Annotated in this window: 18 protein-coding genes and 1 pseudogene; 7 read left to right on the forward strand and 12 right to left on the reverse strand. The window is 66.9% G+C overall.

From position 1 onward, the window contains the following. Positions 1 to 333 precede the first annotated feature (333 nt). From ABZ823_RS27025 to ABZ823_RS27050, 6 genes are all read right to left on the reverse strand, one after another. Entirely contained in the window at positions 334 to 1,254 is a 921-nt protein-coding gene (locus ABZ823_RS27025) for a hypothetical protein (RefSeq protein ID WP_361665463.1), read from the reverse strand. Then, positions 1,251 to 1,832 (reverse strand): hypothetical protein, encoded by a 582-nt coding sequence (locus ABZ823_RS27030; RefSeq protein WP_361665464.1) that lies wholly within the window; start codon positions 1,830 to 1,832, stop codon positions 1,251 to 1,253. The genes ABZ823_RS27025 and ABZ823_RS27030 overlap by 4 nt, the downstream gene beginning before the upstream one ends. Positions 1,833 to 2,192: 360 nt before the next feature. Continuing rightward, positions 2,193 to 3,044, reverse strand: a complete 852-nt coding sequence (locus tag ABZ823_RS27035) for a helix-turn-helix transcriptional regulator (protein ID WP_361665465.1) — start codon at positions 3,042 to 3,044, stop codon at positions 2,193 to 2,195. A 325-nt stretch (positions 3,045 to 3,369) separates the two neighbouring features. Then, the gene (locus ABZ823_RS27040; protein ID WP_361665466.1) at positions 3,370 to 4,242 is read right to left on the reverse strand and encodes a hypothetical protein; all 873 of its coding nucleotides are present in this window, start codon (positions 4,240 to 4,242) and stop codon (positions 3,370 to 3,372) included. Between the two features lie 607 nt (positions 4,243 to 4,849). Next, entirely contained in the window at positions 4,850 to 5,203 is a 354-nt protein-coding gene (locus ABZ823_RS27045) for a hypothetical protein (protein ID WP_361665467.1), read from the reverse strand. A 215-nt stretch (positions 5,204 to 5,418) separates the two neighbouring features. Further along, positions 5,419 to 6,894 (reverse strand): helix-turn-helix transcriptional regulator, encoded by a 1,476-nt coding sequence (locus ABZ823_RS27050; RefSeq protein WP_361665468.1) that lies wholly within the window; start codon positions 6,892 to 6,894, stop codon positions 5,419 to 5,421. 1,051 nt (positions 6,895 to 7,945) lie between these two features. On the opposite strand from ABZ823_RS27050, the gene ABZ823_RS27055 reads away from it, so the two are divergent. Both ABZ823_RS27055 and ABZ823_RS27060 read left to right on the forward strand, forming a co-directional pair. Beyond that, positions 7,946 to 8,470, forward strand: coding sequence for a hypothetical protein (locus tag ABZ823_RS27055; RefSeq protein ID WP_361665469.1), 525 nt, complete (start codon positions 7,946 to 7,948; stop codon positions 8,468 to 8,470). Between the two features lie 1,495 nt (positions 8,471 to 9,965). Then, complete coding sequence (locus ABZ823_RS27060) at positions 9,966 to 11,159, forward strand: alcohol dehydrogenase catalytic domain-containing protein (protein WP_361665470.1); 1,194 nt, start codon at positions 9,966 to 9,968, stop codon at positions 11,157 to 11,159. Between the two features lie 417 nt (positions 11,160 to 11,576). Here the strand turns inward: ABZ823_RS27060 and ABZ823_RS27065 are convergent, their stop codons facing one another. The 4 genes and pseudogenes from ABZ823_RS27065 to ABZ823_RS27080 form a co-directional block, all read right to left on the reverse strand. Beyond that, entirely contained in the window at positions 11,577 to 12,524 is a 948-nt protein-coding gene (locus ABZ823_RS27065; protein ID WP_361665471.1) for a phosphotransferase, read from the reverse strand. Positions 12,525 to 12,679: 155 nt separating this feature from the next. Then, positions 12,680 to 12,934, reverse strand: a pseudogene (locus ABZ823_RS27070) (tyrosine-type recombinase/integrase); the annotation flags it as partial. 387 nt (positions 12,935 to 13,321) lie between these two features. Further along, positions 13,322 to 14,476: a hypothetical protein gene (locus ABZ823_RS27075; protein ID WP_361665472.1), complete on the reverse strand. Its 1,155-nt coding sequence runs from the start codon at positions 14,474 to 14,476 to the stop codon at positions 13,322 to 13,324. Between the two features lie 778 nt (positions 14,477 to 15,254). Next, positions 15,255 to 15,866, reverse strand: coding sequence for a toll/interleukin-1 receptor domain-containing protein (locus ABZ823_RS27080; RefSeq protein WP_361665473.1), 612 nt, complete (start codon positions 15,864 to 15,866; stop codon positions 15,255 to 15,257). Here ABZ823_RS27080 and ABZ823_RS27085 point away from each other — a divergent pair. The 3 genes from ABZ823_RS27085 to ABZ823_RS27095 all read left to right on the forward strand — a co-directional run bounded on the left by ABZ823_RS27085 (position 15,811) and on the right by ABZ823_RS27095 (position 17,433). Next, the gene (locus tag ABZ823_RS27085; RefSeq protein WP_361665474.1) at positions 15,811 to 16,317 is read left to right on the forward strand and encodes a DinB family protein; all 507 of its coding nucleotides are present in this window, start codon (positions 15,811 to 15,813) and stop codon (positions 16,315 to 16,317) included. The two genes, ABZ823_RS27080 and ABZ823_RS27085, sit on opposite strands and share 56 nt — an antisense overlap. Positions 16,318 to 16,456: 139 nt before the next feature. Further along, on the forward strand, positions 16,457 to 16,684 hold the full coding sequence (locus tag ABZ823_RS27090; protein WP_361665475.1) for a sigma factor-like helix-turn-helix DNA-binding protein: 228 nt from the start codon (positions 16,457 to 16,459) through the stop codon (positions 16,682 to 16,684). Continuing rightward, complete coding sequence (locus tag ABZ823_RS27095) at positions 16,681 to 17,433, forward strand: serine hydrolase (protein ID WP_361665485.1); 753 nt, start codon at positions 16,681 to 16,683, stop codon at positions 17,431 to 17,433. Before ABZ823_RS27090 ends, ABZ823_RS27095 begins: the two co-directional genes overlap by 4 nt. Positions 17,434 to 17,669: 236 nt before the next feature. Here ABZ823_RS27095 and ABZ823_RS27100 read toward each other — a convergent pair whose 3' ends face one another. Beyond that, positions 17,670 to 18,437: a class I SAM-dependent methyltransferase gene (locus ABZ823_RS27100; RefSeq protein WP_361665476.1), complete on the reverse strand. Its 768-nt coding sequence runs from the start codon at positions 18,435 to 18,437 to the stop codon at positions 17,670 to 17,672. A gap of 253 nt (positions 18,438 to 18,690) precedes the next feature. On the opposite strand from ABZ823_RS27100, the gene ABZ823_RS27105 reads away from it, so the two are divergent. Continuing rightward, positions 18,691 to 19,578 (forward strand): prohibitin family protein, encoded by an 888-nt coding sequence (locus ABZ823_RS27105; protein WP_361665477.1) that lies wholly within the window; start codon positions 18,691 to 18,693, stop codon positions 19,576 to 19,578. Between the two features lie 173 nt (positions 19,579 to 19,751). Here ABZ823_RS27105 and ABZ823_RS27110 read toward each other — a convergent pair whose 3' ends face one another. Further along, positions 19,752 to 21,011, reverse strand: coding sequence for a hypothetical protein (locus tag ABZ823_RS27110; protein WP_361665478.1), 1,260 nt, complete (start codon positions 21,009 to 21,011; stop codon positions 19,752 to 19,754). Positions 21,012 to 21,521: 510 nt separating this feature from the next. On the opposite strand from ABZ823_RS27110, the gene ABZ823_RS27115 reads away from it, so the two are divergent. Further along, positions 21,522 to 23,270 carry a TIGR03767 family metallophosphoesterase gene (locus ABZ823_RS27115; protein WP_361665479.1) on the forward strand — a complete coding sequence of 583 codons (1,749 nt, stop codon included), beginning with the start codon at positions 21,522 to 21,524 and terminating at the stop codon, positions 23,268 to 23,270. Positions 23,271 to 23,290 lie beyond the last annotated feature (20 nt).

Below are 23,290 nucleotides of genomic sequence, written 5' to 3' on the forward strand. Positions count from 1 at the left end.
CCTGCCTCCGTCCCGCTCCAGCCCGGCCGGCGCCCGCGCCGCGCGCATAGCAATCAGCCGCTTGCCGTCAGAGAAGAGGTACGTCGTGGCTGGGGCGGTCGGCTCCACGGCTTTACGGAGCCACTTTGGCGCGAGCCTCGAAGATCATGGCCCCAACGTCGTGCTTTACCGGGCAGGTCCACTACCTGCCCGACGCGCCGGAAGCTTACGGGGCCATGATCACTCGCGCCAAAGCAGCGCCACCCCAAAGCCGCTCCACCGACCTACAACTCACGTCAAGCGCTCATCGCCAAGACAAAACGCCAGCCCTTAACGTAACGCCAGACTCTCCAACTAGCGGACGCCGTCCCCCTGATCAAACAAGCTCTTCTGGCCGTCACTGACACGCTGGAAACGGTATTTAGTCGAATGAGTACGTCCGAGCCTGTCCGTCTCTCGTAGCACTTCGACAACAAACGAGACGTTCATGCCGAGTTCCAAATGCATGCCGATGAGCGCTTCAGTATCCACTCGAACTTCATATGCGGGCGAGGTCTTCGACGCACCTGTCTTGATTTTAACAACCCCGGATTCCCGGAGTTCAGTGATCCGTCCACTGATGGCCTTTTTGGACTTCTGAACCTCGGTGTTCCGGAGGGCTCGCACATAGTCCTTCCCTCGCCTGGACAGATGTGACGACCTAACGGTTCCATCTAGACTGAACCACCGCATATCCATGGACAGGTCGAATTTATCTAGAGCTTCGACCACTCCGTCCAAGCCAGGAACTATACGCTCCCAACGCCGCACATCCTGCTCTTTCTCTACGGCGTCGATTAGTTTGAGAAAGTCACGCATTGCAGGATCTGTGATGGACGAGTCCACAACTCCGAGGTTTTCGTTTGTTTCACTGACGATCTCGGGGGCGCTGGCGCGTACATGGAGGACGGTGCTTCCTCTTGATACACCCGTCAGCTCAAGCTCCACGTCTTTGCGAGCAGATGCAGAAACACCCTCTCGAAGTGGCTTCAATAACGCATCGCCAATTCGAAAGTCGAGGGCACCACGGTCAGCTGCCTCACCTTGAAGGCGGACAACTAGTTCTTCATGAAGCTGCGCCGCAGGATCGTAGTAACGTACCGCCTCAAGCCAGTGTCGGCGCAACTCCTCTTCGTAAGCGTCTTCGCTTAGGGCAACCGAATCTTGATCAGCGAAGAAGCGCGCGTTTGCCGGTCGGTTCCGTTCCAGGGCACGCTGCCGCCAAGTGGTGCTCACAACGTCACCTCCACGTAGCCGCGTCGAGGGGCCGCGCTGTCTAGCGTCGGTCTACCCTTGTCTACCCCATCGGACCGACAACGCTGCCACCAATCGTCCCAAGCTCCGCGTTCCCTCAGGTACGCCTGTTCGGCCGGATCAAGCTGCTCCGAACGAAAGACCGACGCTATCGGGCGATACCCGATCTTGAGCGGCGAGACACCAAGCTCAGCCAAGCACTCCTTCCGGTTGAACGCCGACACAAGCCATCGAGTGCCCTCCAGGCTACGCATGGAGTCCGCAACCCTCTCGTCTAACAAGACCGTGAGATCTATGTTCCGAGGGTGCAACTTGGTACTGACGTAACTGCCGCCCAACCAGATGGCATGGATGAGGGACCCGTCCCCGATGGCCGCTCTGTGTCGATCCTCAAGATCGAAGAAGCGGCTGAGGTACGTCTCCAGGCCGACCCATAACAACTCGCGGCTGTCGGAGCCGGCGAAGAGCGGATCATGGACTAGCTGCCGCTCGGCTTCCTCTGGGCTCAACTGGTACCTACCAGGCGCGAGAAAGCCGTTATCCCCCCACTCGAGATGCACGTATCCCCCTCAGTGTTACTGCCTCCCCCACCTCATGATCGGTGGCATGGCTCCCAAGGGCAAGACCGTTGGTCGGCCTACTTCGCCTGCTTGCGCCAAAGGTGCCGCAGGAAGCTACGAGACGTTGACACCTGGAGCGCCTGCCCCTGGCAGCTAGCGATGCATCAAGGCCGGAAGCGGCCACTCCGCCCGCGAACCGCTGCACACACGAGATGTGTCCCATCGCGGACGGGCACCACAGCAGAGCCGCGGACCCGACGGGTGCTGGTCGCATTCCAGCTCCCCCTACTCACGCGCCGACAGGATGCGACACTGACCCAAAAAGTCCCGTTGAGGTCAGTATGACTATCTACGCCTCGCTCACGTTCCGGCATCCGGCTCGCTCGAGTCGGGGCGACGAGTAACTTCTAGGCGCTGGTTCTGTTGAGGCAACAAACGGCCAGCCACCTCGTCGGCATTGGGTTCGAATCCAAGTTGCGTTAGGGCTGCCGTAGTTTTTAGTTGATCCTTTAGCTTTGGGTCTTCTACACGTTCGATCAGAGCTGTCGCTTTTTCGAAGCGATCGTCGGCCTCAACCTTGGCTGCAACTTCTCCGGCGATCTTGGCGACATCGGATTCCTTCTGCCTCGCCTGACGATACAGAGCACCGCCCGCTACTGTAATCAGTGCGCCAGAGAGGCCCCTAACCCAATCCAGACCCTGGCCACCGTCTCGGAATGCGACGATAACTCCGCTAGTCAGGATGATGACGGCGCCAAGGGTCATGACTCCGAGACTGACCCAAAACATGACTGTAGACTGCGTTAGCGAGCGCTGCAGATAATCAAAGTGAAACTTGCGCCGCTGTTCAGAAAGCGTCGGCGGCCGACTTTCGCCTGCGGCTGACTCGGCTGCGCCTACTTGGGCAATCGTCACATCGCTTCCAGTGGCGATGACGTTGCCTCCGCCGGTCACGACGATCTGTTGTCGAGGATCGGGCATATCGCGCCAAAGGCTTACGAGACGTCCTTCGGCGCCGTACAGATCGTCTAAGGCCTCAACTAGGGCGCGGCTGGGTCGACGCCTCCCCATCTCGGCCTCATGAACCACCAGCCGACTGCGCTGTATCTCCTCGCCCACCTGAGCAATCGACTTGCCGGACGCCGTCCGGAGGCGCCGAAGCTCCTCATGAAGGGGCAGCGGCTCATTGGACGACTCTGCCGTGTTGGACACGGTCACCTCCGCGGGTCCCGCTGCGTAGCTTCTCATGCAGGTATCAAAGGATAGAGACCATCAGACCATCCTCCAGACTGATGAATCGCGACAGCCGCTGGGCTCAACCTCCGTAGTGCTGAGACTCGCACCGCCTACGGCGTTGTCAGCCTGGTCACGTCCAGGCTGAGTGTCTAACTGCGTGACAACGCCAACGAACGGTGGCGGACAACCGCGGACGCCTGCGGACCGTCAGCGCAGGTGAGCGGCACACAAGCCCAAGGCCAAGCACGCGGCCCAGTTGCTTCGGGACGAAGAGGTCATGGGTGCGATTCCGCCATAGGTATCACGGAGTCCGCACCACGGCGCCGGAGGTGAACCACTGCACGAGCGTCGCAGCGAGGTGTACGGCACTTTGGGCCGCCTCGGGCGTCTCCGGCACCGTGCCAGTCTGCGCGCCATGCCTAGAGGTCTGCCCCTCCCACAGGGCGCGCATCATCGCCTCTACAGGCGCGACGGGGTTATTGCCAGCGGGGGTGAAGAGAGCCGTGGTGAACCGTGAGGGCGAGTTACGGATCACGCGGATCATCGTGCCCAACGTCGCCTTTGCGTTGTTCGGCTCAATGACGGCATGGGCAGCGGACTCAGCCGCTTTAATGGCCTCGCTGTAAGCCCGTATGGGATCGGGATGCCGACCGTAGGCTGCCGCCCACGCTGCAGCCAGATGGTCGGCAGCAGAGCCGGCCGAAAGGGAGCTCGCGGCGTCAGAGACTGTCTGTTGCACCGCGCCCTGGACAGCCGTGGCTACGCGTATCTCTAGTCCACTCAAGTCATCAGCCACCCGATAGGCAGACCCTCCTTCGGTCAGCAGCCTGCCAAGGACATGCGCCGCATTGCGTGAGTTCTCGCTCTGCCTCTGATCCGCCCGGTAGGCCAGCAACGCATCAATCACGTCTAGCAGTTCCGCCCCCTGGGCCCCCAGCAGTCGGTCGAGAGGGCTGCTGTATGGGGAAGGGTCTATGCGAAGTCGAAGGCTGACCACCATGGCCAGGCCATGGTCCGGCTGCTCTCGGTACTCGCCACGACCGAGCTGAGTGTGCAACCAGGCCGTCAGTGGCTGACGAAGGTGCGACGGCACGCCCTCATAGGGGGCGTCATCGCTGAATGCGTCGGCGAGGCCAGCGCGGGTGGAGAAGCGCTGGCGTGGAGCAGTCGTCATGAGCGGGAGCGTAGCGCCAACGGATCGGACACATGGGCGGATTTTTCGCTTCCTGTGCCGTCACGGTATGGCCCTCAAGATGCATGCAAGGACGCCGCCGATACCTGGCGAGCGTTAGTCGCCATGGTCCCTGCCCTCATGCGCTCCAGATCAAGCACGGGACCAGCGTGCCAGCGAGCCCACGCGGTTGCACCTTCCTGACATCCACGAGTGACATCAACGGCGCCGGACGTCAGCAGTCCTGAGCAGTCTGGCATGGCCAGCGTGGCTGGGCGGATCCCCGCTAGTGACGAGCAGTGATCGAACTCCTAAAGCGGGTGTCGGTTGCCTCGTTGTCCTGGTCTTTGTCCAGCGCGACCACGGCCACACCGTTCACCGCCGTGCGCGCAACCCCCTGACCTGCCCTATGAACCCCTGCGAACGCCCCCGGACGGCCGCGCGGACAGTTGGAAAGCGTGCACCTGTCCAGCGTGCAGTGAAGATACGGCGCGGGCGACGGTCACGCACCGTTTCCACTGGCCACGACGCCAGCGGTATCTGCGTCTCGTCTCCCGATCCATCATCTGTCATCTGCCTGTGGGAGGTTGGTGGCTTCTTTGAACTTTGACTAGGCGCGGGTGACGCTGACGCCGCCAACCAGGCCCCAGGCGTCGATCCGGGCCGTCGGGCCACCCGGCTCACTCGGGCCATCGTCCTTCACTCCGCCCAGGCGCAGCCCGTGGACCTCCACCCGGACAGCGCGGCGGACCTTGAGGCTGACGCCGCCGATCAGGCTCAACTTGGTGATGCGCAGCTCGGTGCCGTCCGGGATGTCGATGTCCGTCAGATCGACGTCGGCACCACCGATGAGGGAAGTGGTGACGGTCCTCTCGTGGAGGGTGGCTCCTGCCAGGCGATGACCGCCGATCAGGCTCATCTTGATGGCGGTCTTCTGTGGGTTCTCCCCGTTGCTCTTCGTCATGGGAAGTACCGTACGGACGTCGACCCGGGAGCCTCAGTGCTCTGCATCCGGTATTGCGTATGACAGGTGTCATGCCTGAGCCGACACCGAACCTGAGTGGAACGCGGCGGGCGTTCCTGGCCGAGGCGGCAGCAACCGGCCCCTCCAGCAGCATGGGCCTGGGTGACGGGGAACGGTCACATCGCGAAAATGGCCCGAGCAGCTCCCACGTTCCCTCAAGAGTCGGTGGGTACCCACTGACGCACACCGTGGTCGTTCGTGCCGTACCAGTAGTGGGGCAGGCCCTTGATGCTGCTGGTGCGGAACGGGTGGCCGTGGTCGTCGATGCGGACCGTGCCGGTGCGGCCCTGGGATGACCAGTCCAGTTCCAGGTACCAGTTGCAGTCGTAGGCCTCGGTCGTCGCGGTGACCTGCAGCACCTCCGGGTCCTCGGCGGAGACGCGGTAGGGGAACTGAACCGCGGGGACGGGCTTTCCGCTGTCGTTGCCGGGGCGCGCATGGGCGATCGGGCGGTCGACGTCCAGGTTCACGGAGAAGTTGCGGGGCGGCAGATCACTGCCGCAGCCCTGGCCCATGGCGTACGCGTTGCCGGTGACCGGGGTGCCGCGGCTGACGATACGGACCCGGAGGGCCGCGAGGACCACGGCCGTGGACGACTTCCCCTGCACCGAGATCTGCACCATCGTCTGCCGCCCAGGTACCGCCTGCTGCGTCGCTGCCCACACTCCGGCGTCCTGCTCTACCGGCGGCGGGGGCACCTGGGCCGGCTCCTTGCCGATGACGTAGTCGTGCCCGCAACCGCCGTCCCAGATCCGCGAGTCGGCGGTCCACGAGAGCGGCACACCGGTTGGCACGGGGGCGTCGCTCTTCGTCTCCGCCGACGATCCGCCTTTTGACTCGGGGCTCCCTGAAGCCCGTGCTCCTGTGGAGGGCGAGGCCGAAGAACGGCTGCGGGAGGGGCTGGCCGCAGTGGCCGAGGGGTGGTGTGACGTACCGCCTCCTGTCGTACGGGACTGACCGGGGGCCTTGGCGGAGTTGTCGTGAGACCGGTCGGCCGACAGCGCCGACATACTGCCCAGCGTCACCAGCAGTACGGTCGCCATGGCTGCGCCGACGACGGTACGGCGACGGCGGTACCAGGGCCGTCCAGTTGAGCGGACCGCATCCCACTGGGCCGTCGACTCGCAACTGCCCGGTCCGGGAGCGTCGGGAGCAGCCAGTGCGGCGTCGGGGGCGCCCGCATCGAGTCGCGGTGGTGAACCGCTCGTGCCTCCCCCGTCACCACCGATGCCGTCGGCGCCACCACCCACACTGCACGTGCTGCCACCCGCACGCCCCGCCGTCCGGCTGTCCGGACCCGAAGCCCGCTCGTCCCCTGTCGGCTTCAGTGCTCCTTCGGTCTTTGTCGGCTCCGCTGCCTCCTCACCCGCCCTCGGCCTCTGTCGTGCCGTCACCGCGAGCAGCCACAGGCGGTGCAGATCGAGGCGTTCCTCCGGTGTTGCTCCGCAGAAGGCAGCCAACCGCTCCACCGGGGCGTAGTCCTGCGGGACCGTCCCGCCCGCGCAGTAGCGGTGCAGCGTGGAGGTGTTCATGCCGAGACGGCGGGCCAGGGAGCCGTAGCTGCGGTCCGTGCGGTCCTTCAGCCGGCGCAGCAGCGCCGCGAACTGCTCGACGTCGTCCTCGGTCGACACCGCTCCCCCAACCTCCCAATGTCCCCGTATCTCAGGCGGTCCATATACCTGCACGTCAGACGGGCTGGGATGGTTCCACCCTCGCCGGGCGGGCGTCCGGCGTTGCACCGAGCCGTCGTGACGGCTGATGCTCTTGGTGTCGCACCGACCAGGACCGGACCGACCAGTCGGCGACGGGCGACAAACGACACTCATCCACTCATCCACGGAAGACACCCATGCCCCAGCGCACCCGAGCAGGCCCGCCCCTCGCACTCGCCGTCACGGGCTCGCCCTCGGCACGACGCTCGCCACACTGGCAAACGTCGCGGCCAAGGCGTCGGCTTCCTCACGGCGGCCCAACTCCCGTCGTATCCAAGCTCGTCCTGAACGGTGGGCAAGGTCACCGCCTGCGTACCGGAGGCGGTGGAACAGGACCGCTGTCTACGCATGGCGCTGGGCGGCGACAGCCCGGACCTGGTACCGGGAGCTTCGCACCGAAGTCGGCAGGAGCGACCGTCCGTCAGGTCAGAGTGCAGTTGTCCAGGACGGCTGTGGCGAAGGGGCGCTTCTCGCGGCCGCGCAACGACATCAAGTCCTGTGCGCACGTATCGAGTAGGCGGGCCCGGAGACCGAGGCCACGCTGAAGGACTACGGCACGCTGCCTTTCGAGGACAGCGGGCACGGCTACGGCCTGCACACGGTGACCTACTGGGGCGTCTTTGACCCCCGTCTGGCGACTTCCGGCATGCGCCGGTGAAGGCCTTCAAGAAGACGGCCAACACGGGCAGACAAGCTCCGCTGACCGCATGACCGAGGCCGCCCTCCGCCACGGGGGTGGGGAGGGCGGCCAATCGACCGCTGACAGGGTCATTCGGCGCGATTCAGCAGGACTTGGTGTCGTCGATCGCGCCCCGAGCCGCGGCAGGGGGAACGGGTCCGCGCAGCAGCAGATGTTCATGACTCCGGGGCAGCGCTCGCTTACCCGAAAAGGCGATAGCCACACGACGGCCCCGGCGCGAAGACACCGGGCCGTGAGCAACCACAAATGGACCAGAAAAGGAAGATGCACATGAACAGGAAGTCCCCCGCACACCGCCGTCCGGGCCGCCGCGCGGCCGTCGCCGCCGGCCTCGTCCTGGCTGTCGGACTCGGTGTGTCGACACAGGTGTCGGCACAGGCATCCGTCCATGCCCCCGCAAAGTCGTCCGCCGCCGCACCGCAGTCGGTCAGCGGCACGAGCGGCCAAGTGGTGACCCGGGTCGCCGACTTCTACGGCGCGTACATCGACGCGATCGGCGACTACACGGACCCGGACGCCACGCTGGAAACGGTGCTCCGCAAGCACTACCTGACGCCCGACTTCGCCAAGCGACTGGCGGCCTGGGAGAAGAAGCACGGGGCGGACGGTGTCCTGCGTGCCCAAAACGTCCCGCGGAAGTGGACGGTGACCGACAACGGCGCCGTGGGTAACGGCCATGAGGTCGTCGTCACCCTGACCTTCGGCAGCGGGGGGACGACGCAGAGGATCAAGCTTTTCGTGCTGGTGGAGCGGTACAACCACATCGTCGATATCGGCACCACGAGCAACCGCTGACAGCGGAGCCGCTCCGCCCGGTCTGTCATGGTCAACCTCACGACGAACGAGACCATACCCATCTGGCGAGTAACTTACTGGTATGTAAAGGACAAAAACTTCACATCAGACGCCTTCACCATCCTTGCCAGCATGGCGGCATCCTGGCGATCAAGTCAGGCATAGCGGCTACGTTGCAACCAGTGTTCGGTAGGGGTTGGTGATCGGTGACGGAGCTAGCTGACATCCACGCCTGACATCAACGGCAGCAGACGCAGGCACCCCGTGGAGACCGTTCGTGGCCCGCCCCCACATGAGCCGCCATGAAGTCCCTACCTGGTGATCGAACTCCTAAAGTGGGTGTCGCAGGTTCGAATCCTGCCGGGGGCACCAGCCCAAAGGCCCCGGACCGATCATGGTCTGGGGCCTTTGACATCCACGGTCATCCGCGACGTGATCCAGCTCTCGGACCCTCGCATCCCCGAGTCGCTGCGCAAGTTGGCCGAGCGAAGTGCGTCATCTAGACACCCGAAGCACCCGAAACCCTGTCGGATCCCAGGTGATGCCTGACGTTCTGGTCCCAGGTGATGCTTGACGGTAGGCCTAGACAACGTAGGGAGCCCCGTGGGGCTTGTTTGCTTTCACGTTACGGACCGGGACGTCGGTCGTGCGCCGGATCGTCCGGACCTGGCCGTCCAGCTCGACGCTGATCGTGGAGTCAGAGACGTGCACGGTCACGGTCTGCCCCGGCTGCGCCTCCGCGCGCCCACAGGTGGACAGGGCCGATGGCCATGAGTCGATCACCGCATAGGGCAGGCCGCGGTCAAGGCGGTGCCTCCGGCGGGGGATCGGGCGGCACCGGGATGGAGGGGGCGCCGTTCCCGACTGCGGGACCGTAGTGGCGTGCGCGGAGAGCTCCCGTCCCGTCCGCCGTCGACCCAGGCAGAGCCGAGCAGACACGGCCCATGGCGTCAAGGCCGTTCGTACAGTGGTGCGCTCCACCTGGACGCCCTGAACCACGCCCGCTCCACGGTCTGTGGGTCGACGGCGGACGGGATGGGAGCTGGGGTGTCTTGTGGCTGAGGGTGGGTGGTTCGTAACGCGTCGCTTCTGAAGCCATTGCAGATCTTGCCAAAGGCATCAGGTCCGCTCGCATGCGCCCATCACCCGGACGTCGGCCTGGACGGGAGAGGGCTCCTGGGGAGCGGGCGCTGCTGCGTCGGTCATCCCTCAAAGCCAACAACGCGCGGACCTGCCCGGATGGAGATGACGTGCTTGGCCTGGAGCGTGGCACGCAGCGTTAAGTGCGATGACATAGAGGGTCCGGTTCCGGCGTGCATACGTTGGGTGGCAGCCCTACGTTGGGAAAGCCGAGGCCGCAAAGCCACCGAAATGACCGCCGGCACTTCCACGGCCCAGTCGCCCTGGATCAACAGAGGAGATCGTCATGGCAAGCAGCAAATGACCGCCGGCACTTCCACGGCCCAGTCGCCCTGGACCAGCAGAGGAGATCGTCATGGCAAGCAGCAACCGCGCCGTCGTCTTCCAGGCCCCGAAAGACATGCGCGTCGAGTCCCTCGACTTCCCGAAGCTTCAGATGCCGAACGGGAAAAAGGCCCCGCATGGCGTCATCCTCAGGCTCGTCGCCACCAACATCTGCGGTAGCGACCTGCACATCTACCGGGGGTCCTTCCCGGTGCCCCAGGGCATGGTGATGGGGCACGAGATGACCGGGGAGGTCATCGAGGTCGGCCCCGACGTCGAATTCCTCAGTGAGGGCGACCTCGTCTCCGTCCCGTTCAACGTCGCCTGCGGCCGATGCCGCAACTGCAGGGCGCGCCGGACCGACGTCTGCGAGACCACGAACCCCAAGGTGGCCTGCGGAGCATACGGCTTCAACCTGGGCGACTGGGCCGGCGGCCAGGCCGAGTACCTGTTCGTCCCGTACGCCGACTTCCAGCTCCTGCGCTTCCCGGACAGGGACCAGGCCATGGCGAAGATCCGTGACCTGGCGGTGCTCTCGGACATCCTGCCCACCGCGTTCCACGGTCTCATGGAGGCCGGTGCCAAGCCGGGCTCGACCGTGTACATCGCCGGCGCCGGCCCGGTCGGCCGCTGCGCCGCAGCAGCGGCGCGCCTCCTCGGGGCGTCCTGCATCATCGTCGGCGACCACAACAAGGACCGCCTGGAGCTGGTGAAGAAGAACGGCTGCGAGACGATCGACCTGAGCCAGGACGCAGCGCTCACCGACCAGATCGAGGCCATCCTGGGCGAACCCATGGTCGACTGCGCAATCGACTACGTCGGCACCGAGGCACACGGCATCGGCCGCGAGGCCGAGGACATGGACCCGGCCTACGCCATCAACCAGGTGATCGACGCCACCCGCGCGGGCGGAGCCACCGGAGTCATCGGCGTCTACGGCCCCGACCCGCTCGCGAAGTCGAAGGCCGAGCAAGAGGGAACGTACCCGATCGACTTCGGCAAGGCCTGGATCAAGTCGCCGCGGATCGCCGCCGGGCAGGCACCGATCATGCAGTACAACCGCGAGCTGATGATGGCGATCCTGTGGGACCGCATGCCCTACTTGAGCGCCATGCTCAACACGAAGGTGATCAGCCTCGACGACGCCCCCGACGCCTACGCGACCTTCGACACGGGAGCGCCCCTCAAGTTCATCATCGACCCCCACGGCCTCATTCCCGCCTGAGGCCCGCCCTCCGCCTCCCCGGCCCGCAGTCCCCGTTCGGGCAGGCTGCGGGCCGTGCGGGGCTGCTCAGCGACAACCAACGGACCTCACGAGGTGGGGACGAGCCAGTCCATGTGTCGCAGCTTGTCGAAACCGGTGCGCTGGCACCAGTGCTTTCGCTACGCACAGCTGTGACCAGCACTTTCGAAACACGCTCTAGTACCCCAGCCGCTGTTTGTACCAAGCGCGCAGTGCCTGACTGCTTGGAACCCCGACCTTCCGCTCGACCATCCACCCGCTGTCTTCGTGGCCTCCTCGGGCGTCGTCGGCAGAGAGAACGGCCGCTCGACCCCCAGGGCCATGTGCCCCCTGGCTCCGCTCGGGATCGTAGGGCACCGCACACACCGTCACCGGAACTTCCCGGCTGCCCGCGGTGCCTCACCGGTGCAGGGACTCGGCGACGGCCGGGTCCTCGAGCACGGCGACGCACCAGGCGAAGTGCTCGTCACCGCCGCCCGGCGCGAAGGCGTCGCTCGTGGCCATCGCATAGGCGGCCCGGTACAGCAGGAGGTCGTCGACCGCGTAGCCGAACTCGTCGGCGAACCGCGTGGTGAGCTGCCGGGTGATTTCCGGGGCGTGCTCGGTGCCCGCCGGGAAGATGGCCGCGGCCACGGCGGCGTCGAACCGGGGGTCCCCGCCCGTGGACAGGAAGCCGTAGTCCACGAGGGCGAGCGGCCGCAGGTCGTCGTCCACCAGCACGGTCTCCGGGAAGACGTCACCGTGGACGACCGCCTCGTCGGTACGGGGCAGCGAGCGCAGCTTCCGAAGCAGCCGGGCGCGCGTGTCGTCGAAGTCGCGGACATGCGTGGAGAGCCGGTCCGCGCACCGGCCGACCCGCCGGTCCACCAGGTCCGCCAGGGCGGATCCGAAAGTGGTGTGGCCTTCCCACAGCGGGCGTTCCTCGTCCAGCACAGGAAGGTGCTTGACCTCGTCGACGTCATGGGCGTCCGCGAGGGCGCGCAGCACGCCGACCAGGCAGTCGACCGCTTCGGGCAGCACCTCGTCCGGGTCATCGGTGCGTATCCTGCCCGCCAAGGGCTCGCCGGTCAGCTCCCGCTCCACGGTCATCGGGACACCGTCGATGTCCTCGACGGCGAGGATCTCCGGGGAGCCGAACGGCAGGTGCGCCGCGGCATCGGCGTAGAAACGCTGCATCCGCCGCAGTTCGGATCCCCGTCGGCGCTCCCACACCTTGGCCACCGTTCCGTCCCCGAGTCGGTAGACGGCTCCCTCCACCGCCGCCTCGACGGGCCCGGCGTCGGGATATCCGGCGTCGACGAAATGTCGTACGCGCCGGGCCGTGGTCTCCCGTATCGCATCGGACATCTCGTGCCTCCTTCCGCCCCCGGCGTGAACGACCGGCCGGTCGGCGGGGCCGACGCCGGGACCATCTCCCACGGTAGGCCCCTCGCCCGCGCGACACCCGCTACGGATCTCCGTAGGTGCTCTTTGACATCCAGGTCTGCCATCAACGGCGGCGGTCACCGACGACCGGGGCGCCTCCTCAGCAGGCGGTCCATGTGGCTCATGGCCTCACGCTGAGTGTCCTGGACGACGTGCGTGTACACGTCCATGGTGATGCTGATCTGAGAGTGGCCGAGGATCTCCCTCACGACGCTTGGCGCGACTCCAGCCGCTGTGAGGAGGGCGGCGGTGCCGTGCCGGGCGTCGTGCAGCCGGATCACGCGGAGGCCGGCGGACCGGGCGATGCGGGTGAAGGAGCGGTAGACGTTCCGCGCCCCGCCTCAGTCTGTGGACCTGCCCGGTGAAGCACGACGTTGGGGCCATGATCTTACGGCGTCCTCGCTGCGGTTCGGGCCGTGAGCCCCACCGCCGCGTGAGCGGCCTGACACGGTCGGTGCGAGTACCGGCCGGCACTCGCACCCAGCGAGCACATGCGCTGCGCCTTCGGTGGCGCTCGTAGGCCCGTCGGCACGGCCGGGCAACAAGGGGCCGGCCAGCTCTCGGGTGGGAAGGTCAGGCACCCGGGAGCGGACCGCCCCCCGTTCGGAGCTGAGGCGTGTCACTGGCGCAACCGACCACTCGACCACGCCCTATGTTTGGCCCTGAGGCCCCGGCGTGATCGTGGCCAGACGGCAGGGACCGGCCGCCCAGCTTGCTTCTTAGTTACGGCACCCCTCAATGCTGTTCAGCGGGAAGCAGTTGTCCGGCCTGTTCTTGGTGACCCTGCTTCTTTCCAGCTCGACGACAGCCCCTTGCTGGTTGTTGATACCGCCGCCGTTGCGGGCTGCCCTGTTCTCGGAGACCGTGCTGCCGTAGAGCTTGAGGTGAGCGGCGACGTTCCCTTCGGGGTCAACGGTGAACTCGTTGTTGATCCCGCCACCGTCACGGCCCGCCGAGTTGTCGCTCACCTCGGTCCTGGTGAGGTTCGCGGTTCCCTCGTTGTTGATAGCGCCGGCGTCACGGCCGGACGTGTTCTTGACGAAGACGCTGCCGGTCGCCGTGAGCGAGGCCTCCTCGCCGTTGTTGATGGCGCCTCCTTCGAGACCGGCGAGGTTTGCGGTGAATCGGGCCTCCTTGAGTGTCACCTTCCCGCTCCCGCTGTTGTCGATGGCGCCGCCGTCGTCGTCCCGGGCGGTGTTGTGGCTGAAGGTGCTGTTCTCGACGCGCAGCGATCCTTGGTTGGCGATGCCACCGCCGTCCTGGTCGGAGGTGTTGCCCTCGACCTCGCTGCGTTCCAGCGTCAAGGTTCCTTCCGCGTTGTTGCTGATGCCTCCGCCGTCGGCTGCGCCGGCGACCGCCGTGTTGCCGGCAATACGGCTGTCACGGAGTGTGATGGTTCCGCCTTCGTTGCTGATACCGCCGCCGTCCTCATTGGCGGAGTTGCCCGTGACGGCGCTGTTGACGAGGGTCAGTGTGCCTTCGTTGGCGATTCCGCCGCCGTCGGTGTCGCTATGGCCGGCACTCACCTGGATTCCGCGCAGTGTCAGATTGCCGCCCTGCGCCACCTCGAACAGGCGATAGAGGGTGCCTGTATTTGAGCGCACGATTCTGGTGTCATCGCCGACGATGGTGATCTTCCCCGTGATCGGCGGCAGGGCGTTGCCGTTCGTCGCCGTGCCGTATGCGTAGGTGCAGTCCTCGGCCAGCCGGATCGTTCCGCCGGTGGGATTGTTGAACGCGTTGATGGCTGTGATCAGCCCGGCGGTGTCGCCGCACGTCACGAAGGTCTGGGCGTGCGCGGCGGTCGGGGCAGCGGCCAGGCCCAGGGCGAGGCTGGCGGCGAACGCCGATCCCCGCAGGGACACGTGCTTCATGGGTCTCCAAAGCTGTGAGCCGGGTACAGGCCGTAAGGCCTGCGCATATGACGTCGACTTCCGTAGCGCCGCACGTGTGGAGGGGCGGCACGAAGATCCAAGTTCCGTGACAGCAGGATTACCGTCGATCCCTCACGGCCGACGCCACGGCATCGCGTCTCCCAGCAAATTCACGCTCGCGGGGTATGGCGGAATCCGCCATCCAGATGGGGCCCACCCCCAGCCGAAAACTCGGGTCGCAGGCCCCTGTGCCCCCGGCCTAACCTGTAACTCCCTGCCGTCAAGGGAGATTTCAATACCTGTCTCCTGTGGCAATTCGTTCATAAACTTCCGGCCTGCCGCGCATGCGGAAGGCAGCTGCAAATATCCTCAGCCTGAGGATTCTCCGCGCCCGGGAACGGAAAGCTGGGGCCGTCATAGGGCTGGGACGCACCCCGTGCCGAATGGCGGTGCGTCGCGGCCGTGAGACGGCGCCAACGGAGATGCGCGAAAAGAACAGAGAAGCCAGCCCGGCTAAAAAATCGGGGCGCTCATTCGACGGCCTTTCCTCGTGGAGGCCCACGGAGGAGCCGCCGTACGGCAACGGATTACAGCAACATCGGCAACGGGCCATGACCGACAGCCGCTCAGAGGCACCGAACGGCGGCCTGTGTGGCCGTTGTTGACCGATCTCTGCAGAGCTACGGATCAGAAGGCGCCCGTGCCGCATCCGTGCCAGATCCAGCGGGGAACCACGGGGAAGCCGCGGTGGCCGACGGGTGTCTGATCCCCCGTCCGCCTACGTGGGCACTTCGCAGGTCAGAGTAACCAGGACGAGACCCGTACGCGATCTCGATAGGCCCTTGTCGATTTCCCGCATGAACGGTTGGCCGAGCACAATGTCCTTCTCGCTGAACCAGACAGACACGCCCTCTGCTTCCAGCAGGTCGCACAACTCCTTGGCAGCACCGCGCCGGTCATCCCATGCGTGGCAGAGGAAGACATCGCGAAGGTCAGGCAGTTGACGCGCGCGCAACACGGCGGCGTCGCGAACAGGACTCAGCGGGTCGCCGGCACATTCCAGCCGGTTGTGATTCCCCGAGGGGTGAGACGATCGAGGCCGCTCACATGCAGCGTGACCGTCTGCTCGCCTGCGGCCAACGGACCTCGGTGTGGGACGGCGTCGATGCCGGAGGCGCCACACTGTCTTGGGGCCTGTCCGGCGGATCACGCCGGGCGGCCTACCGGCGCTGAATCGCTGTGGCGACCCGCCGGACAAGGAACTGGGTGGAGCAGGTTGGGTCCGCCGATAAATACCTCGACATTGGTCGTGGTGATCGGGGACGCTTCGCGCGATGACCAGAATCGACGACACGCCGCCCGCGTGGGACGAGCGCACCCAGCTCACCACGTTTCTCGACTACGCACGTGACACCGCCCGCGCCAAGTGCGATGGCGTCTCTGCGGAGAACGCACGTAAAGCGCTCCTGCCAGGCTCACCGCTGATGACCATGAGCGGAGTGATCAACCACCTCCGCTGGGTCGAGTACTACTGGTTCCAAGTGGTTTTCCTCGGCGAGGAAGACCGGGGCCCCTGGACCGAGGAGGACCCCGACCGCGAGATGCGCATCGCCGTCGACTTCCCACTCACGCAGTTGCTCGACGAATACGCTGAACAGAGCGCCCACTACCGTGAACTGGTCGCCGGGAACGGCCTGGACAAGCGGGCCCAGCGAGCCGGCCGCAACGGCCTCCACGTCGACCTGCGCTGGATCCTCCTCCACCTCACCGAGGAGACGGCCCGCCACAACGGCCATCTGGACATCCTGCGCGAGATGCTCGACGGCACAACCGGCGACTAGATCCGGCGGAGATCACGGGCGGGGCCGCAGGCCGATGCGCCGCCTTCGCAGGACGGTTCCGCCGGTTCGCCGGCTCCGAGCGGCATGGATGCGGTGCTTGGAATCCTGCCGCGTCGGTCCTGCACACAGGAACGGGGCCGTGACGTCTCTTCACCGGGACGCCGTCACCGAGCGGCGCGGACGAGGAGTAGCCGACATCGTGACGCTCGAGCAGCGGGTGGCCGTCGTCCTGCGCCATCTGCTCGACCAGGACGACCAGGAGATCGCGCAGGCGCTCGGCTGCAGCAGCGCCACGGTGCGCTCCCACCTCTCCCAGGCCCGTGCCGCACTGCGCCTTTCCGCTCACACCCTCACCGAGAGGAGCTGACCTGTGGGCGTGGACGACCTGACCGCCGCCCTCGCCTCGCACACCCCCGACCCGGCGGCCGTACTCGACGCACTGCAGACCAAACGCAGGAAGCGGGCCCGCCGGCGCGTCCTCGCCGCCGGAGGCGCAGCCGTTATCGTGCCGAGCACACCTCGGGCCTTCCCCGACTGCCCGCCGGAATCCGCGGGCGCGACCCCTACGCGGGCTTCGACGACCAGGCCCTGGACTCGGTCGTACGACACCTCGACACCCTCGTCACGGCGCCCGCGGGCAGCACCGAGGAATACTCCAACCTCGGATACGCCCTCCTCGGCGCCGCCCTGGTCGCGGCCACCCGCACCCCGTACGAGGAACTCCTCCACCGCCACCTCCTCGACCCCCTCGGCATCACCGACGTCGCCGCCGACCCACCGTCCGACAGACGACTGTGCCACCGGGGGCTGTTCGGACGACCGCGGCGCCCCTGGACCATGACCGGCGCGATCCTGCCCGCCGGGGGGCTGTGGGCCACCCCCCGGGCCACCGCCCGCCTCGTCACCGACCTGCTCGTCGACCGCAGGCTCGGCGAGCCGGCGCCGGCCTGGCAGAAGGCAGGGCACCTGCTCTGGCACAACGGCGCGACACGGGACGCGTCCATCTTCGCCGGCGCCGCACCGCAGGGCTGGATCCTCGTTCACCGCCTGTCCGGTGAGAGTGCCGCAACGGACAAGTTGGCCCTGGGCACACTGAGAGCCTTCATCGAGCCCTGAGGTGCAGCCAGTCTTCAGCACCAGCTCGTTGTTCCGGTCGGCCACGTCGCCCGCGAGGGTCTTGCCGACGTCGGGGGCGTTGTAGGGCAGCTCGCGGGGGCGTTTTGACGGCAACCACCCTCAAGGCGCCAAGCAGGTGATCGCTACGCGATGCGGGTCGGCTGACACCCGAAACCTTCGGCACCAAGGGCCCCCGTGGGCCGTTCTGCGGGCGGCGTAGGCAGCGCCATCCGCTCCTACTTGCCGGCGCGGGCCACGAGCAGCGGCTGGAAGAAACCCGTCTCCTGGGGCATCCGCCACAAGGGGTCCACAAACCCCGCGTCGGTCACGAGGCCGGCCAACCGGTCCTGGCCGAGCGCCCAGTAGACGGTCCGGCGGACCTTGACGCGCCATTCCCCGCCGGTCGACAGCAGTTGGAAGTGCTCCAAGTCGTAGTGCTCGCCGTCCCCGTGCCAGTGCCAGAGCTGGAAGGTGACGGTCCGTTCTCCGCCGTCCGCGGGCTGGTGGACCTGTGGAGGCGCTGAAGCGGGGCGGTTGCGCAGCAGGTCGTCGTAGGGGCGAGTGCTGAGCAGCAGCAGGCCGGCGGGGCGCAGCACGCGGCGCATCTCCCCCAGGGCGGCGTGCACGTCCTGCTCCGTCAGCAGATGGGGCAGGGCGTTATCGGCGCAGACCACGGTGTCGAACCGGGCGTCGGGAAACGGCAAGCGTCGCATGTCGGCGGCGGCCGTGCGCAGCGACACATTCCGCTGGGCGGCTTCACGGGCAGCGCGGGCGGCGGCGCGGGCGCTGAGGTCCGTCCCGGTGACCCGGTGCCCGCGCAACGCCAGGCCGATGGCCTGCGTGCCGATGCCACAGGAGCAGTCGAGCACTGACGCGTGGTCCTGGCCTATCAGGCCGTCCAGGGCGTGGCCCTGCCGACGAATGCTTGCGTCCCAGTCTGCGTAGATCAGGTGGTAGTCATCGGCCAACTCGTCATAGAAACGTGCCACCGAGGTCTCGGGCATGGCCCGAGGCTACTGTGCCTGAGACCCAGCGCAAGGCCCCGGACAACGCGGATACCTCGTCGAACGCTCCAAGGCCCACGCAGCCTGACCCGGGACGGCCCAAGACCCGTCTCGCTTGATTGCGGAGGCCCCGATGCCGGTGGCAGTACGCAGTCCCCTGTGGGTCGTCCCCGCACCCCGGTACCTGCCTGTTATGTTGCGCTGCGCGTCGCCCCCGAGGCGGCGCGGATCCGTTTCCGGAGGGGGATTACCCATGTTCGTGCTGTCCGTCCTGCTGCTCATAGCGGCGGTCGTGCTCTTTCTCGTCGGCCGCGGCCGCACCGCCGGGGGCTGGAGGCTCGGGGCGGCGCTCAGCGCCGTGGGGGGCGTGCTGGCCGGCGTCTTCGCCTGTGTCGTTGTCGTGAGCGCCTATGAGGTCGGCGTGCCGGTGACCTTTGGGAGGGTCGGCACGCCACTGGTTTCGGGTATCCACTTCAAGTCGCCGTTCACCGACGTCACGTCCTTCTCCACCCGCCCGGTGGACCTCGACCTCTACGACAAGGACGTGGTCGAGGTCCGCTCCTCTCAGGGCGGTGTGTTGTACGCGGACGTGACCATCAAGTGGGCCGTGGTGCCGGCGAAGGCGGTCGAGCTGTACCGGCTGGCGGGCAGCGAAGAGGCCATCCAGGAGCGGCTGGTGCTGCCGGACAGCCGCGAGATCATCCGCAATGTCTTCGCGAAGCACACCAGCGAGGAGGGCTACGCCTCCGCCCGCGAGCAGATCGGCTCGGAGATCGAGGACCTCATCAAGGAGCGCCTGGCGCCGCGCGGGATCGATATCACCGCCGTCAACCTGCGCAAGGTGAAGCCGTCGGACAAGCTGCAGGAACAGATCGACAAGAAGATCCAGCAGGAGCAGGCCACCGAGCGGGCCGTCGAGGCGTCGCGTACGGCCAAGGCGGAGGCGGACCGCAAGCGGATCGAGGCGGAGGGCATCGCCCGCGCCAACAAGATCATCGAGCGGTCGCTGAGCGACAAGGTGCTGTACAACCAGTGCCTGGAGGCCTACAAGGAGGCCGCCAAGGCCAACCCGGTGTACGCGGTGCCGTGCGGTACGGACTCGGGCGGCACACCGGTCATCGTGAACAGCGGCAAGAATTAGCCAGAGCTCCGGCTACGCCCTGCACAGGCGTCTTGGCCCACGACAAGGGCCGGAGAGGCTCTGCCCTGAATACCGCTTCGGCCGATGGAGCACACCCGGGCTTTCCGGCGGGAATGCGACCGGCTACGGAGTCCCACACAGGAATCCGTAGCCGGTCTCGTGCGATCAGCGGGTTACAACTGCGGTTGCGGCATCCGCTGCCAGCTGAACGGACCGTAGGTGGTGTCGGTGACCGAGTAGTTGGCGTTCGGGTCGGCCGTCAGTTTCAGCCATTCCAGCGGGGTGGTGCTGCCGTGCACGACGATCCGGTGGAAGTTCGGGACGTTGTAGTACGGGTGCTCGTTCCACGCGTTGTTGCCCGGGTCGTGGGCGCACACGCCGGCGCCGGTGGCCGGGTCCGTCTCGCCGGTGCACGTCGCCGTCGGCGACAGCGGGTTGTCCGAGCGGTACAGGTGCGAGTCGCCGTTGAGCATCAGCACGGGGCGGCGGAACTGGGCCGTCTTCGCCGCGACCTCGCTGATGATCGGCTCGTAGTTCGTGAGGTGGTCCTTGGTCTTGCCGTCGAGGTCCCACATGTCGGCCTGGACCGAGATCACCACGGCCTTGGAGTGCTTGGCCCGCGCGTCGGCGAAGGCGGCATCGAGCCAGCGGACGTCGGCCGCAGTCCGGTTGGTCCGCTCGTCGGTCTGCGCCTGAGTCGCGGTCGGCACCTTGTACCAGGGGTCGGCGTCGTTGTTCGAGCCGCCCGGCGCGTTGATGGTCACGAAGGTGATGTCGTTCTGCGTCCACCTCACGTTCTCGACGTACTGCGCGTCGGCCGGGTGCCCCGGGTCGTAGGCGGTGGCCTGGGAGACCACCTTCAGTGTCCCGCTGCCGAGGGTGTGGCCGGGCCGCGCAAAGAAGTCCTGCCGGACTTCGGCGAGGTTGCCGAGTGGGTCGCCACAGTGGTAGCTGACGCAGTCCGCCGGGTTGGTCGACAGGCCGGTTGCGCCGATGTAGTTGATCGCACCTGAGGTGGAGTCGTAGAAGCCGCCACCCTGGCCGGGCGAGCTGAGGCTTGACGCCTTGTGGCAGTCGGCCCACTCGTTGTCCCCCGGCGTGTACACGAGCGGTTTCGTGAAGCTCTGCCACGCGGACGCGATCGAGGCGTTGTAGTCCTCGGTGCAGAACTCCTTGCCCGAGTGAATGTCGCCCACGTCGACGACCTCGCTGACCTTCGGGTCACTGTTGACGGTGCCGATGAACGCCGGAGTCTTCTGGAACTGCGAGGTGTCGGCCGTCTGGCCCGCGGGTGCGTACGCCGACTTGCCGTACGGCGAGTCTCCGAACACGGCGAGCGTCAATGGGTCGGTGGCCGCCGATGCCGTGGCGACGGGCACTACGGAAGAGGCAAGACCCACGGCGACGAGCGTGATGAGCCCGCGCTTCAGCATGCGTCCCAACTTGCGTCCTCTCTCAGATCCGGTTGCGGGGGGGCGCTCCACTGAACTGGATCGCAGCGAGCGCGTCACGGCGTCAATGGCGGCCCGGAGATGACGAGCAAGCGAAATTCCGGCCGGGCCCGCACGCCGGTTCCGGCTCTCCATGGAGTTTGTGAGTTCGGGACGGCCGTGTTCGTGAGGGCGCGCAGTAGTTGTTGGTACGCCTTGACCACCCTCGGGCGATGCGACTTGGACACAGCGCCTCTCCGGGCCGCACGCCCGGGGAGATGAGGCCGGTATCCCGTGACATGAACAGGGAGTGACCGCCCCCCGGCCATCCGACGAGCGGTCGTGAACGCCCAGGGTAGTTCAAGATCCACGTACGGTGATCGGCGTCGTGCGTTGCGTTCACGTTCGCGCGCAGGTCACCCCGGGTGCCAACGATCCAGAGAGAGCGGGACGTTCGCGATAGCGACGGCCCCGCGACCACTGCTGACGCGTTCGCATCGGGGGGACTGCTCCATGTCGCGCACACGCTCTGTCGCCACGACGACTGCTCTGCATCGTCGCGCCCTGCTCGCTGCCGGGGCGGCGTCCCTCACCGCGGGCGCCGGGCTCGCCCTGCGGCCCGAGGAGAGCCGGGCCGCCGGCGGCCCGGCCCAGAGGGAGGTGCCCGTCGCCCACTCCCGGCAGGCGCCGACCGCGCCCCTCGCCCCGTACACGAAGGGCACCACGCTCGCCACGGTCGCAGCCGCCCGTAACAGCTCCGGCTACCGCCGCCTCGGCGACGGCCCCGGCTGGAGCCGGGTCGTGCGCAGCGAACTGGCCGCGCCCAAGGCCGGTCGCGCCGGGCGACGTACCGCGCTCGCCGCGTTCGTGCAGCTCACCGACCTCCATGTGATGGACAGCCAGCACCCGCTGCGCACGGAGTTCCTGCAAGCCGCGTCGCCGCACTCCTGGCGCCCGCAGGAGGCGCTCACCGTGCAGGGCGCGATCTCCCTGGTCGAGCGGGTCAACGCGCTGCGCGGCGCGCCGGTCACCGGCAGCCCACTGGAGTTCGCCATCACCACCGGCGACAACACCGACAACAACTCCCGCATCGAGCTGGACTGGTACCTGAAGGTGCTCAGCGGCGGCCGCGTCACCCCCGACTCGGGCGACCCGCGCCACTACGAGGGCGCCATGAACAGCGGCCTGAGCCAGTACTGGCAGCCCGACTCCACCGTCCGCGACAAGTACAAGCAGGGCGGCTTCCCGCACCTGGAGAGCTTCTTGCGGGCAGCGACCCGCGAGGTGCGCAGCCCCGGCCTGAACCTTCCCTGGTACTCCACCGTCGGCAACCACGACTCCATCCTGGTCGGCTGCTTCGGGCACGGGGACTCCTACCTCACCGAGTTCGCCACCGGCGACCGCAAGCTGTTCACCGTGACCGCCGCCGAGGCCCGCAAGCTGCAGCAGGGCATCAACGACGGCTCCGACCCCAAGGGCCTGGGTCTGCGCGACCTGCTGAAGTCCCACACGCGCGCGATGCGCCGGGTCACCCCGGACGAGCGGCGCGCCCTGTTCACGCCCGCCGAGTACGTCAAGGCCCACCTCGACCCGGCGTACACCGGCCCCGGCCCGGTCGGCCACGGCTACACGCAGGCCAACCTCGCGGAGGGCACCCAGTACTACTCCTTCCGCGTCTCCGACCACGTAGTCGGCATCAGCCTCGACACCACCGACCCGCAGGGCAACTTCAGCGGCTCGATCGGCGCGGCCCAGATGGCCTGGCTGGAGCGCACCCTGAACGCGCACAAGGACGAGTACGCCATCGTCTTCAGCCACTACACCAGCACCTCGATGTCCACCCCGCGACCCGACCCCGCCCGCCCGAACGAGAAGCGCTACAACGGCGACGAACTGCTCGCCCTGCTCGGCCGGCACCGCAACGTCGTCGCCTGGGTCAACGGCCATGTGCACCGCAACACCATCACCCCGCACACCGGCAGCGGCGGCCACTCCTTCTGGGAGATCTCCACCGCCTCCCACGTGGACTTCCCCCAACTCGCCCGGGTCATCGAGCTGGTGGACAACAAGGACGGCACACTCTCCCTGCACACCACCCTGATCGAGTCCGCCGCCCCGCACCGCACGAACTTCACCGACCTGTCTCAGACCGGCCTCGCCGCCCTCTACCGCGAGCTCTCATTCAACGCCCACGAAGGCTCCCTCACCCTCCAGGGCGACCCCCGCGACCGCAACACGGAGCTGCTGCTGAAGAAGGGCTGAGGTCCGCCGTTCCCCCCTGC

This window comes from Streptomyces sp. NPDC047079 (genome assembly GCF_040643755.1).
Classification (GTDB): domain Bacteria; phylum Actinomycetota; class Actinomycetes; order Streptomycetales; family Streptomycetaceae; genus Streptomyces.